The organism is Streptomyces sp. NBC_00390 (assembly GCF_036057275.1).
GTDB lineage: Bacteria > Actinomycetota > Actinomycetes > Streptomycetales > Streptomycetaceae > Streptomyces.
The window spans coordinates 6,566,870-6,578,246 of sequence record NZ_CP107945.1 but is presented as its reverse complement, the minus strand read 5'-3'; the positions used below and the strand labels follow the sequence as shown (position 1 = coordinate 6,578,246).

At 70.6% G+C, this 11,377-nt stretch carries 12 protein-coding genes; 6 read left to right on the top strand and 6 right to left on the bottom strand.

Annotated elements, in window-relative coordinates; translation table 11 throughout:
- The first annotated feature begins 2 nt into the window (after positions 1 to 2).
- Entirely contained in the window at positions 3 to 1,271 is a 1,269-nt protein-coding gene (gene tyrS, locus OHS70_RS29100) for a tyrosine--tRNA ligase (RefSeq protein WP_328402192.1), read from the top strand.
- A 94-nt stretch (positions 1,272 to 1,365) separates the two neighbouring features.
- Here the strand turns inward: tyrS and OHS70_RS29095 are convergent, their stop codons facing one another.
- Positions 1,366 to 1,638: a GlsB/YeaQ/YmgE family stress response membrane protein gene (locus OHS70_RS29095; RefSeq protein ID WP_328402190.1), complete on the bottom strand. Its 273-nt coding sequence runs from the start codon at positions 1,636 to 1,638 to the stop codon at positions 1,366 to 1,368.
- Positions 1,639 to 1,866: 228 nt separating this feature from the next.
- Here OHS70_RS29095 and OHS70_RS29090 point away from each other — a divergent pair, with 228 nt between their 5' ends.
- Together OHS70_RS29090 and OHS70_RS29085 are read left to right on the top strand one after the other, a co-directional pair.
- Positions 1,867 to 2,241 carry a DUF3099 domain-containing protein gene (locus tag OHS70_RS29090; RefSeq protein WP_328405975.1) on the top strand — a complete coding sequence of 125 codons (375 nt, stop codon included), beginning with the start codon at positions 1,867 to 1,869 and terminating at the stop codon, positions 2,239 to 2,241.
- Positions 2,242 to 2,433: 192 nt separating this feature from the next.
- Positions 2,434 to 2,658: a hypothetical protein gene (locus tag OHS70_RS29085; RefSeq protein ID WP_328402188.1), complete on the top strand. Its 225-nt coding sequence runs from the start codon at positions 2,434 to 2,436 to the stop codon at positions 2,656 to 2,658.
- Here the strand turns inward: OHS70_RS29085 and moaA are convergent.
- From moaA to OHS70_RS29070, 3 genes are all read right to left on the bottom strand, one after another.
- Positions 2,641 to 3,630 carry a GTP 3',8-cyclase MoaA gene (gene moaA / locus OHS70_RS29080; protein WP_328402186.1) on the bottom strand — a complete coding sequence of 330 codons (990 nt, stop codon included), beginning with the start codon at positions 3,628 to 3,630 and terminating at the stop codon, positions 2,641 to 2,643. The genes OHS70_RS29085 and moaA overlap by 18 nt on opposite strands.
- Before the next feature lie 152 nt (positions 3,631 to 3,782).
- Positions 3,783 to 5,405, bottom strand: a complete 1,623-nt coding sequence (locus OHS70_RS29075; protein ID WP_328402184.1) for a solute symporter family protein — start codon at positions 5,403 to 5,405, stop codon at positions 3,783 to 3,785.
- A complete protein-coding gene (locus tag OHS70_RS29070) occupies positions 5,402 to 5,770 on the bottom strand; it encodes a DUF485 domain-containing protein (RefSeq protein ID WP_328402180.1) in 369 nt (122 codons plus the stop codon). The genes OHS70_RS29075 and OHS70_RS29070 overlap by 4 nt, the downstream gene beginning before the upstream one ends.
- A gap of 265 nt (positions 5,771 to 6,035) precedes the next feature.
- On the opposite strand from OHS70_RS29070, the gene OHS70_RS29065 reads away from it, so the two are divergent.
- The 3 genes from OHS70_RS29065 to OHS70_RS29055 all read left to right on the top strand — a co-directional run bounded on the left by OHS70_RS29065 (position 6,036) and on the right by OHS70_RS29055 (position 9,620).
- Positions 6,036 to 7,568, top strand: a complete 1,533-nt coding sequence (locus OHS70_RS29065; RefSeq protein ID WP_328402178.1) for a S8 family peptidase — start codon at positions 6,036 to 6,038, stop codon at positions 7,566 to 7,568.
- Between the two features lie 77 nt (positions 7,569 to 7,645).
- Positions 7,646 to 9,025, top strand: coding sequence for a CoA transferase (locus tag OHS70_RS29060; RefSeq protein ID WP_328402176.1), 1,380 nt, complete (start codon positions 7,646 to 7,648; stop codon positions 9,023 to 9,025).
- 55 nt (positions 9,026 to 9,080) lie between these two features.
- Positions 9,081 to 9,620 (top strand): hypothetical protein, encoded by a 540-nt coding sequence (locus tag OHS70_RS29055; RefSeq protein WP_328402174.1) that lies wholly within the window; start codon positions 9,081 to 9,083, stop codon positions 9,618 to 9,620.
- Positions 9,621 to 9,670: 50 nt separating this feature from the next.
- Here OHS70_RS29055 and OHS70_RS29050 read toward each other — a convergent pair whose 3' ends face one another.
- Both OHS70_RS29050 and OHS70_RS29045 read right to left on the bottom strand, forming a co-directional pair.
- A complete protein-coding gene (locus tag OHS70_RS29050; RefSeq protein WP_328402172.1) occupies positions 9,671 to 10,714 on the bottom strand; it encodes a zinc-dependent alcohol dehydrogenase family protein in 1,044 nt (347 codons plus the stop codon).
- A gap of 19 nt (positions 10,715 to 10,733) precedes the next feature.
- Positions 10,734 to 11,369 carry a lysoplasmalogenase gene (locus OHS70_RS29045; RefSeq protein ID WP_328405973.1) on the bottom strand — a complete coding sequence of 212 codons (636 nt, stop codon included), beginning with the start codon at positions 11,367 to 11,369 and terminating at the stop codon, positions 10,734 to 10,736.
- Positions 11,370 to 11,377 lie beyond the last annotated feature (8 nt).

Here is an 11,377-nt window from a genome sequence, read left to right as displayed (position 1 = left end):
CCGTGACGGACATCGTCGACGAGCTGAAGTGGCGTGGGCTGTTCGCCCAGTCCACTGACGAGGACGCATTGCGCAAGGCTCTCGCGGACGGTCCCGTCACGTTCTATTGCGGCTTCGACCCGACCGCGCCCAGCCTGCATGTCGGGCATCTGGTGCAGGTGCTCACCGTCCGCCGGCTCCAGCAGGCCGGGCATCGGCCGCTGGCGCTGGTGGGCGGGGCGACGGGGCAGATCGGTGACCCGCGCCCGACCGCGGAGCGCACGCTGAACGATCCGGAGACGATCGCGCAATGGGTGGCGCGGCTGCGTTCCCAGATCGAGCCGTTCCTGTCCTTCGAGGGCGGCAACGCCGCGGTCATGGTCAACAACCTGGACTGGACCGCGGGCATGTCCGCGATCGAGTTCCTGCGGGACATCGGCAAGCACTTCCGGGTCAACAAGATGCTGACCAAGGACTCCGTGGCCCGCCGGCTGGAGTCCGAGCAGGGCATCAGCTACACCGAGTTCAGCTACCAGCTGCTGCAGGGCATGGACTTCCTGGAGCTGTACCGCCGGTACGGCTGTGTGCTGCAGCAGGGCGGCAGCGACCAGTGGGGCAACCTGACCGCGGGTCTGGACCTGATCCACCGCCTTGAGCCGCACGCGGTCGTGCATGCGCTGGCGACCCCGCTGATGACCAAGGCGGACGGCACCAAGTTCGGCAAGACCGAGGGCGGCGCCGTCTGGCTGGACCCGGAGATGACCACGCCGTACGCGTTCTACCAGTTCTGGCTGAACGTGGACGACCGGGACATCTCGACGTACATGCGCATCCTCAGCTTCAAGAGCCGTGAGGAGCTCGAGGAGCTGGAGAAGATCACGTCCGAGCGGCCGCAGGCGCGTGCCGCGCAGCGGGCGCTGGCCGAGGAGCTGACGGCGCTGGTGCACGGCGCCGACCAGTGTGCCGCGGTCATGAACGCGTCGAAGGCGCTGTTCGGGCAGGGTGAGCTGGGCGGTCTGGACGAGCCGACGCTGCGGGCGGCGCTCTCCGAGCTGCCGCGCGCGGAGGTCACCGAGCTGCTGCCGGTCGTCGATCTGTTCGCCGAGACCGGCCTCGCGCCGAGCAAGTCGGCGGCCCGTCGCACGGTGAAGGAGGGCGGCGCGTACGTGAACAACGCGAAGGTGACCGCCGAGGACGCCGTGGTGGAGCGCGGCGAGCTGCTGCACGGGCGGTGGCTGGTGCTGCGCCGGGGCAAGAAGAACCTGGCCGCGGTCGAGGTCACGAACGGCTGATCGCCGCCGAGGGACATGGCGCGGCGGCCGGCCGGGTGGGGTACCCGCCCCGCCGCCGCCGTCCGCCGCTGAGCGCCGCGTCCCGGCGCCCTCCCTATGCCGTTCGTCTGCCGCGTACGGAGGTGTAGGCCATCTCCCCGAGGAAGACGACGAGCACCGCGGCCCCGAGCTGGAGCGCGTGCCGGCCCCAGTCGATACCGGCGGTCTCGTCGATGCCGAAGGCACTTGCCAGGGCGTTGCCGATCACGGCGCCGATGATGCCGAAGATGGTGATCAGCCAGAGCGGACTGTGCTGCTTGCCGGGGAGGATCGCCTTGGCGATCAGTCCCAGCACGAATCCCACGATGATCGCCCACAACCAGCCCATGGCTGCCTCCTCGTACGGCTCTGCCGGTAAAGCTCTGCGTGAGCAGTTACGCCGCCAGTGTCGGCCCGTGCGTCATACAGCGCATGTCGGGCGCAGCCGTACGGGCTCACGGCGCGGCCCGGGACAGGCCGGTGCGCCGCCCCGCCCTCGTGGCCGCCGCAGGCCGGGCGTACCGTGGAGGCATCCGGACCTGGAACGTCCGGCGCGGAAATCAGGTGGTGGAACGTGATGCGGAAGCGCGGCGGCACAGAAGTCTTCCGGATCACCGGGGCGCGGCAGGGACTTGCCGACGATGTGCGTGGCCGGCAGCGCCGCTATGTCATCTCGATGTCGGTGCGGACCCTGGCGGTGATCGCCTCAGCAGTCCTGTGGAACGTCGAGCGCCATGTGGCGATCGTGGCGCTGGTGCTGGGTGCCGTCCTGCCGTACATCGCCGTGGTCATCGCCAACGCGGGCCGGGAGAACGCCCCTTCGCTTCCGTCGACGTTCGTCCCCTCCCCCGGGAGACCGATGATCGCACCGCCGAGCGGACAGGACGCGGCGGATTCCGAGACGGAGCCGGGGGCGTCCGAGCACGGCCGATCGGGGCATGGCCAAAGCTGAACGCGGTCCGTGGCCGGAAGCCTGCGAACCTCAGGAAAACCTCAGATCAATCGTGAAGTTCCGGTGCACCACACCCCGTTACCCGTGACATACTTCGTAGCGCGCTCCGCATCCCCCGTCGGAGCGACGGACCGACGCCGGGCAGCTCCCCCCGTGGCTGCTCGGCGTCGCCATTGTTGGGACAATGATCAGGTGAGTGACGAGACCCCGATCTGTTCCGCCAAGGGCTGCCGGGCAGCCGCCGTGTGGGTGCTGGCCTGGAACAACCCGAAGCTGCACACCCCGGACCGCCGCAAGACCTGGCTCGCGTGCGAGGAACATCGCGAGCATCTGTCCCAGTTCCTCGACGTACGCGGTTTTCTGAAGGACGTCGTGACGCTCGTGGAGTGGGAGCGGCGCTCAGCCGCCGATGGCTGACATGGGGCGGTCGGGCTGAAGGAAGGACGGATCGTCCAGACCGGATCCGGCCTTCTTTCCCCACATCGCCAGCTTCCATATGCGGGCGATCTCCTCGTCCGGCGCGTCCGAGCGCAGGGCGGCCCGCAGGTCCGTCTCCTCGGTGGCGAACAGACAGGTGCGCACCTGGCCGTCGGCTGTGAGGCGGGTGCGGTCGCAGGCCTGGCAGAAGGGCCGGGTCACGGAGGCGATGACTCCGACGCGCTGCGGTCCGCCGTCCACGAGCCAGCGCTCGGCGGGTGCCGAGCCGCGCGCCTCGTCGCCCTCGGGTGTGAGGGTGAAGCGGGTCCGCAGCGACTCGAGGATGTCGCCCGCGGTGATCATGCCGTCACGCTTCCAGCCGTGCTGTGCGTCGAGGGGCATCTGCTCGATGAAACGCAGTTCGTAATCGTTGGCCACGGCCCAGGCCAGCAGGTCGGGGGCCTCGTCGTCATTGAGCCCCGGCATGAGCACGGCATTGACCTTGACCGGTGTGAGCCCGGCCGCGCGGGCGGCTTCGAGGCCCTCCAGGACGTCCTTGTGCCGGTCGCGGCGGGTGAGGGTCTTGAAGACATCCGGGCGCAGGGTGTCGAGGGAGACATTGACCCGGTCGAGTCCGGCGGCCTTGAGCGCGGTGGCGGTGCGCCGCAGACCGATGCCGTTGGTGGTCAGCGACATCTGGGGGCGCGGTGCGAGCGCGGCGACGTTCTCCACGATGCCGACGATCCCGGGGCGCAGCAGAGGCTCACCGCCGGTGAAGCGGACCTCGGTGATGCCGAGATCGGTGACGGCGATCCGGATCAGCCGCACGATCTCGTCGTCGGAGAGCAGATCGGGCTTGGCGAGCCACTGCAGTCCCTCTTCGGGCATGCAGTAGGAGCACCGCAGATTGCACCGATCAGTCAGAGAAACACGCAGATCAGTGGCCACACGGCCGTAGGTGTCGATGAGCACTGCGGGCCCCCTCCCCGATTCGCGGATCCGATGCCTTCGAGCCTACGCCAGACCTGTGACACGGCAGCGGCCCGATTGACACGAGCAACGGCACGGCCGCGTCGTAGGACTCTACGACGCGGCCGATCACCGGGGGAACCTGCCCCTCCGGATCAGTGCGCTCCGGCGCCGGTGAGCGACTTGACCTCGAGCTCGGCGTACTTGCCCTGGTCGGGCTCCTCCTTGGACAGCAGGGAGCCGAGCCAGCCGAGCAGGAAGCCGACCGGGATGGAGATCAGACCGGGGTTCTCCAGCGGGAACCAGGCGAAGTCCGCGCCGGGGAACATCGACGTCGGCTTCCCGGAGACGACCGGCGAGAACAGCACCAGCAGGACGGAGGTGGCGAGACCGCCGTAGATCGACCACAGCGCGCCCTGTGTGGTGAACCTCTTCCAGAACAGGCTGTAGAGGAGCGTCGGCAGATTCGCCGAGGCGGCGACCGCGAAGGCGAGGGCGACGAGGCCGGCCACGTTCAGATCGCGGGCCATGGCGCCCAGGGCGATGGAGACCACGCCGATGGCGACGGTCGCCCAGCGGGCCGCGCGGACCTCTTCCTGCTCGGTGGCCTGGCCCCTGCGGATGACGTTCGCGTAGATGTCGTGCGCGAACGACGAGGAGGAGGCGAGGGTGAGCCCGGCGACCACCGCGAGGATGGTGGCGAAGGCGACCGCCGAGATCACGGCGAGCAGGATCGCGCCGCCCGCCGAGTCGACGCCGCCGATGTGCAGCGCGAGCAGGGGTGCCGCCGTGTTGCCGGCCTTGTTGGACGCGGTGATCTCGGCGGGTCCGACGAGGGCCGCGGCGCCGAAGCCGAGCGCGATGGTCATCAGGTAGAACGAGCCGATGATGCCGATGGCCCAGATGACGGACTTACGGGCGGCCTTGGCTGTGGGCACGGTGTAGAAGCGGATGAGGATGTGGGGCAGTCCCGCGGTGCCGAGGACGAGCGCGATGCCGAGGGAGATGAAGTCCAGTTTCGACGTGCCGGTGGCGCCGTACTTCAGGCCCGGCTCCAGGAACGCCGCGCCCTTGCCGCTGTTGTCGGCGGCCTTGCCGAGCAGGTCGGAGACGTTGAAGTTGAACTTCCACATCACCAGGAAGGTGATCAGCAGGGTTCCGGCGATGAGCAGGACGGCCTTGACCATCTGCACCCACGTGGTGCCCTTCATACCGCCGATGGTCACGTACACGATCATCAGTACGCCGACCAGAGCCACGATCGCGATCTTCCCCGCGTCGCTGGTGATCCCGAGGAGCAGGGACACCAGCACACCGGCGCCCGCCATCTGCGCCAGCAGGTAGAAGATCGAGACGACGATGGTGGAGGTGCCCGCAGCGGTACGGACCGGCCGCTGGCGCATGCGGTAGGCGAGTACGTCGCCCATCGTGAATCGGCCGGAGTTGCGCAGCGGCTCGGCGACCAGCAGCAGGGCGACGAGCCAGGCCACCAGGAAGCCGATGGAGTAGAGGAAGCCGTCGTAGCCGAAGAGGGCGATGGCGCCGGCGATACCGAGGAACGAGGCGGCGGACATGTAGTCGCCGGAGATCGCCAGACCGTTCTGGAAGCCCGTGAACTGGCGGCCGCCCGCGTAGAAGTCGGCGGCGCTCTTGGTCTGCCGGCCGGCCCAGACGGTGATGAACAGCGTCGCCACGACGAAGCAGGCGAACAGCGTGATGATGAGCGGCCGGTGCTCGCTGGTGGCACTCGCGGCCGCCAGCTGAAGGGGGGTGCTCATGCGTCGGCCTCCAGACGGGACTTGATGGCCTCGGCCTTGGGGTCGAGCTTGGTCGCGGCGTGGCGCGAGTAGAGCCAGGCGATGAGGAACGTGGTGGCGAACTGGGCGAGTCCGAAGACCAGCGCGACGTTGATGTTGCCGAAGAGCTTGGTGCCCATGAAGCCGCCCGCGTAGTTGGACAGCAGGACGAACAGCAGGTACCAGGCAATGAAGGCAATGGTCAGGGGGAAGGCGAAGGAACGGTAGGCGCGGCGCAGTTCGCCGAATTCCGCACTCTCCTGCACCTGAACGAACGACTGGGTCGTGGGCTGGGCGGGGCTGGTGTCCGTGCCGCCCTTGGGCGGCGGCGGTGCATCGGTGGCCACGGAGTCTCCTCGCGACGCTGCGGTGGGGATGGACATGGGGACGACCTCTCTGTGGGGGCGGATTGATGTTGCTCCGCCCCCTGCCAACGGCACGGAGCACGCGCCGACCGGGTTCAACATCGGGCCGTTCTTCCGCGCTTCTTCTCGAACTTGTGCTCCGAACGCATTGATGGCGGCCCTTGATCGGCGATAGTTTCGCTCGGCATGTACCGCTCATTCGCAACAGGGGTGTCTGAGCGGTTTTCACGGATGATGTGGAGAACCCATGGCTCATCTGGGATCCAGACGGCGGCGCGCGCTTGCTCTGCCCGCCGGTCTGGCGCTCACTGCTTCGCTCGGATTTCTGCCCGCGGGTGCCGCCTCGGCGGCTCCGACGGACGAGACCCCCGCAGCAGTGTCGACCGACGGCCCGAAGCTGTCGTACGTCGTGAACGTGAAGGGCGGCCACGGCACCGCCAAGTCGGTCAAGAAGGCGATAGCCAAGGCCGGCGGTTCGGTGGTGATCGCCTACGACCAGATAGGCGTCATCGTCGTCCACTCGCAGAACCCGGCGTTCGCCGAGACGATCCGCAAGGTCCGCGGTGTCGAGTCGGCCGGTGCCACCCGCACCGCCCCGCTGACGCCCTCGGCCGACACGGCCATCGAGTCGGAACGCCCGCTGACCGCCGGCGAGGCCGAGAAGGCGGCGGCCGAGGCGGACTCCGACCAGGACCCGCTCGAGCCCCTCCAGTGGGACCTGTCCGCCATCAAGGCGGACAAGGCCCACGAGAAGACGCTGGGCAGCAAGAAGGTCACCGTCGCGGTCATCGACACGGGTGTCGACGACACCCACCCCGACCTCGCCCCGAACTTCGACCGCAACGCGTCGGTCAGCTGCGTGGGCGGCGTGCCCAACACGGCGGACGGCGCCTGGCGTCCGGGCCCGGGCGAGAGCGACCACGGCACGCACGTCGCGGGCACGATAGCCGCGGCCAAGAACGGCGTCGGCGTCACCGGCGTCGCGCCGGGCGTGAAGGTCTCCGGCATCAAGGTCTCGCAGCCCGACGGATTCTTCTACACCGAGGCCGTCGTGTGCGGCTTCGTGTGGGCCGCCGAGCACGGCGTCGATGTGACCAACAACAGCTACTACACGGACCCGTGGCTGTTCAACTGCAAGAACGACGCCGACCAGAAGGCTCTGATCGACGCGCACGTCCGCGCACTGCGGTACGCGGAGCGCAAGGGCGCGGTGAACGTCGCCGCGGCCGGCAACTCGGACATGGACCTCGCCGCCGACGAGCTCACCGACACCTCGAGCCCGAACGACACCACCCCGGGCTCCCGTGTCGTCAACCCGCGCGACTGCCTGGACATCCCCACCCAGATCCCGGGTGTCGTCACGGTCTCCGCGCTGGGTGCGAAGGGCCTGAAGTCCTCGTACTCCAACTACGGCCAGGGCGTCATCGACATCTCCGCCCCCGGCGGGGACGCGACGCGTTTCCAGGCGCCGGACGCGCCGGCCACCGACGGCCGGATCCTGTCCACGCTGCCTGGCGGCAAGTACGGCTACAAGGCCGGCACCTCGATGGCCTCTCCGCATGTCGCGGGTGTCGCCGCGCTCATCAAGTCGACCCACCCGTACGCGCCGCCGGCGCTGGTGAAGGGTCTGCTGTACGCGCAGGCGGACGACACCGAGTGCACCACCCCGTACGACATCGACGGTGACGGCACCGTCGACGCGGTCTGCGAGGGCGGTAAGCGCAACAACGGCTTCTACGGCACGGGTGTCGCCGACGCCTTGGACGCCGTTCGCCGGTAACAGCTGCCTGTCCGAAGGGCCCGGCGCGGAGTTCCGCGCCGGGCCTTCCGTGTGGCACTCGGTGCCATAGTGGCGGTATGGCTCATACATCCTCGAGCGGTACGGCCCAGGCCTGGGCCGCCGTGGGCGGCGATCCCGCCCTGCTGGAGCGGGTGTCGTACGAAGGGACCGGCTCGCTGCCTTCGCGGCTGCCCGTCATGGAGCTGGCGCGCTCCACCGTGGCGGTGTGCTCCCTCGCCGCCGCCGAGCTGGCGTCGCGGCGCGGCGGCGGGCCGGTCCCGGCGGTGCGGGTCGACGACGGCGCGGTGACCGCCGCCTTCCTCGGCGACCGGCTCGTGCGGGTCGACGGCGTGGCCCCGACGACCTTCGCCCCGCTCTCCCGGTTCTGGCGCGCGGCCGACGGCTGGGTGCGCACGCATGCCAACTACCCGCACCACCGGACCCGGTTGCTGGATGCGCTCGGGCTGCCGGCGGACGCGGACGCGGATGCCGTGGCCATCGCGGTCGGGCAGCTGCCGGCGCAAACCGTCGAGGAGCGGGTGTACGCGGCGGGCGGACTGGCCGTTGCCGTGCGCAGCGAGCAGGAGTGGGCCGCGCACCCGCAGGGAGCGGCGGCCGCCGGACATCCGCTGCTGGTCATGGAGCGGATCGGGGACGAGCAGGCGCCGCGGGCCGTGGGCGGACCGGCGGCGCGGCCGTGTGCGGGGCTGCGCGTGCTCGACCTGACCCGGGTGCTCGCCGGCCCGGTCGCCACCCGCACACTGGCCCTGCTCGGCGCGGACGTGCTGCGGGTCGACCCGTCCGGTCTGCCGGAAAGTCAGGAGGCCCACAACGACACGGGGGTGGGGAAACGGTCGGCCCGCCTCGACCTGGGCAGCGCGGCCGGCCGGGCCGTCTTCGAGGAGCTGCTGGCCTCGGCCGACGTGGTGGCGACGGGCTACCGTCCGGGCTCGATGGACCGGTTCGGCCTGAGCCCGGAGGAACTCGCCGCCCGCCGCCCGGGTCTGGTCGTGGCCCGCCTGTCGGCATGGGGACGCTACGGACCCTGGGCGCGGCGGCGCGGCTTCGACAGTCTGATGCAGGCGGCCTCGGGCATCGCCGTGATCGAGTGCGACCAGGACCGGCCCGGGGCGCTGCCCGCGCAGGCCCTGGACCACGGCACCGGCTATCTGATGGCCGCCGGTGTGCTGCGCGCGCTGACGGAGCAGCACGAGAGGGGCGGGGCCCGGCTGGTGGAACTGGCCCTCTCCCAGACGGGGGCATGGCTGGTCGACCGCCTGGCGAGAACCCCGGACCGGTCGTCGGACCCGTACGACGCCTCGCGGTGGCTCACGGAGAAGGACAGCCCGATGGGGCGACTGCGGCATGTGCTGCCGGCCGTGTCGTATGCCGGCGGCCCGGCCGACTGGGACCGTCCGCCGGGGATTTGGGGGACGGATGCGCCCGAGTGGCGCTGAAACCGGTCGCGTAGCCTGCCGCTCCGGATCTTGTCACCCTTCTCTGGAGTCACCCGTGTACCACAAGCACCCCGAATACCACGCGAGTTCGTGGGAGCCGCTGCCCGTCCGTTCCGTGGCCCGGCTCTGGCTGCTGTTCCTGCTGACCGTGGTGCTGTTGCCGCTGCACTGGGTGCTGGTGCTGGGCGGCACGCTGCTCCTGCTCGCATTCGGCCTGGTGGGTGAAGTGCTTTCGATCATCCCGGGGTTCGAGAAGGGCTTCCTGAAGGCAGTCGACAAGGTAGGTGACCGGGTACAGCTGTGGCCGCGCTGGTTCGTGTCCTGGCCCGAGCTGCGGCACGAGGGGGATGCGGATTTCTACGCGCGGCGCGCCGACAAGGCGGTGGCCGACCTGACCACCAGGGCCACGGCACCGGTCGGCCGGGCGGCGCCCGTCTCCACCTGCGAGATACCGGTGCGCAAGTACCGGGCCGTGGGCGCGGGCCATGTGCTGCGGGTGGCCGAGACGCAGGGTTGGGCGCTGCGCCACGACGAGTGGTCCGATCTGCCGCACGTCATCATGCTGCGCCGCGTCCCCGAGTCCGCCTCGGCCTGAGATGCCGGGCGCGCGACCGGGCCCGGCAGCCGGTCACGTCCGGCGGCGGGTCACGGCTTGATGAGCACCTTCAGCGCGGTGCGCTCGTCCATCGCCCGGTAGCCGTCCGGGACACCCTCCAGGCCGACCGCCAGGTCGAAGACGGGTGACGGGTCGATGGTGCCGTCGAGAACGTCGGGCAGCAGCTCCGGAATGTACGCGCGAACCGGGGCCACACCGCCGCGCAGTGAGATGTTCCGGTCGAACATCACACCGAGGTCCAGGCCGGTGCCGCTGCCGTGCGGGACGCCGACGTAGCCGATCGTGCCGCCGTCGCGGGTGATCTCGACGGCCGTGCGCATCGACTGCTCCGTACCGACGGCCTCGATCACGGCGTGCGCCCCCTGGCCGCCGGTCAGCTCGCGCACCGCGGCGACGGCCGCCTCGCCGCGCTCGGCCACGACGTCGGTCGCCCCGAAGGTGCGGGCGATGTCGGTGCGCACCTGGTGGCGGCCGAGCGCGATGATCCGCTCGGCGCCCAGGCGCTTGGCGGCCAGTACGCCGCACAGCCCGACGGCTCCGTCGCCGACCACCGCCACGGTGGTGCCCTTGGTCACGCCCGCGCCGACGGCGGCGTGGTGCCCGGTGCCGAGGACGTCGGAGAGGGCGAGCAGTGCGGTCAGCAGCCGGTCGTCGGACACCGCGTCGGCGGGGAGCTTGACGAGGGTGCCGTCGGCGAAGGGCACGCGCACCGCCTCGCCCTGGCCTCCGTCGAAGCCGACCGAGCCCCAGAAGCCGCCCTGGGGGCAGGAGGTCTGCAGGCCCCGGGCGCAGAAGTCGCAGGTGCCGTCGGACCAGACGAACGGGGCGACGACCAGGTCGCCGGGCCCGAAGCCGGTGACGGCGGAGCCGGCCTCCTCGACCACACCGAGGAACTCGTGCCCGATGCGCTGCCCGGGTCGACGGGCCGCCTGACCGCGGTACGCCCACAGGTCGCTGCCGCATATACAGGCCCGCAGTACCCGCAGCACGGCGTCGGTCGGTTGCTGGACGACGGGATCCGGCACCTCCTCCACGCGGATGTCGTGCGGGGCGTGGATGACGGTGGCGCGCATGCTGAAGGTCCTTGCCGGGTCAGACAGGTGTGTGCCCCACACCGTACGCCTGTGCGGCACGCCGCTGTGCACCAGCGGTCAGCAGCAGCTGGGCGGCGCAGTAGGTGAGCATGATCCAGAAATCCGGGGCGGGCAGCTGCGGCCACCCGGCCATGCCGGTGGCGATGAGGGCGTCCGACAGCAGGAACAGCGCGCCGCCCGCCCCCGCGAGCCGGCCGAGGCCGGTGGCCCGACAGGCCATGGCCGTCAGCAGGAGGGAGTACCCGGCCACCGGGCCGCGCAGCTCGGCGGGCAGGTCCGGCCACAGGAGGACGACGAGTCCGACGAGCACGGCGCCGTACCCGGCGGCCACGGCCGGTGACGTACGGGCCCTGCCGAACAGCAGCAGGTAGCAGACGTGCCCGGCGGCGAAGGAACCCATGCCCACGAGGAACGCCCAGTCGGCGTCGAGGAGCAGGAACACGTCGCCGCCCCAGCCGAGGAGCAGCGCGGCGACGAGGAGCCTCGGCCCGCCGGCCACCGCGACGTACGCCGCCAGCAGCGGCATGAGCAGCGGCTTGGCGACGAGGTGCCCGGTCCGGGCCCCGGCAAGGAGACTGACGAGGTCGGCCAGGGCGGCGAGCACGAAGGCGCCGAGCAGGAAGCCTGCGCGCAGCTCACCGG

Coding starts and splice junctions, on each gene's coding strand:
- OHS70_RS29095 (WP_328402190.1), bottom strand. CDS start 1,638: ATGGGCTGGTTGTGGGCGATCATCGTGGGATTCGTGCTGGGACTGATC.
- OHS70_RS29090 (WP_328405975.1), top strand. CDS start 1,867: ATGCGGAAGCGCGGCGGCACAGAAGTCTTCCGGATCACCGGGGCGCGG.
- OHS70_RS29075 (WP_328402184.1), bottom strand. CDS start 5,405: ATGAGCACCCCCCTTCAGCTGGCGGCCGCGAGTGCCACCAGCGAGCAC.
- OHS70_RS29065 (WP_328402178.1), top strand. CDS start 6,036: ATGGCTCATCTGGGATCCAGACGGCGGCGCGCGCTTGCTCTGCCCGCC.
- OHS70_RS29060 (WP_328402176.1), top strand. CDS start 7,646: ATGGCTCATACATCCTCGAGCGGTACGGCCCAGGCCTGGGCCGCCGTG.
- OHS70_RS29050 (WP_328402172.1), bottom strand. CDS start 10,714: ATGCGCGCCACCGTCATCCACGCCCCGCACGACATCCGCGTGGAGGAG.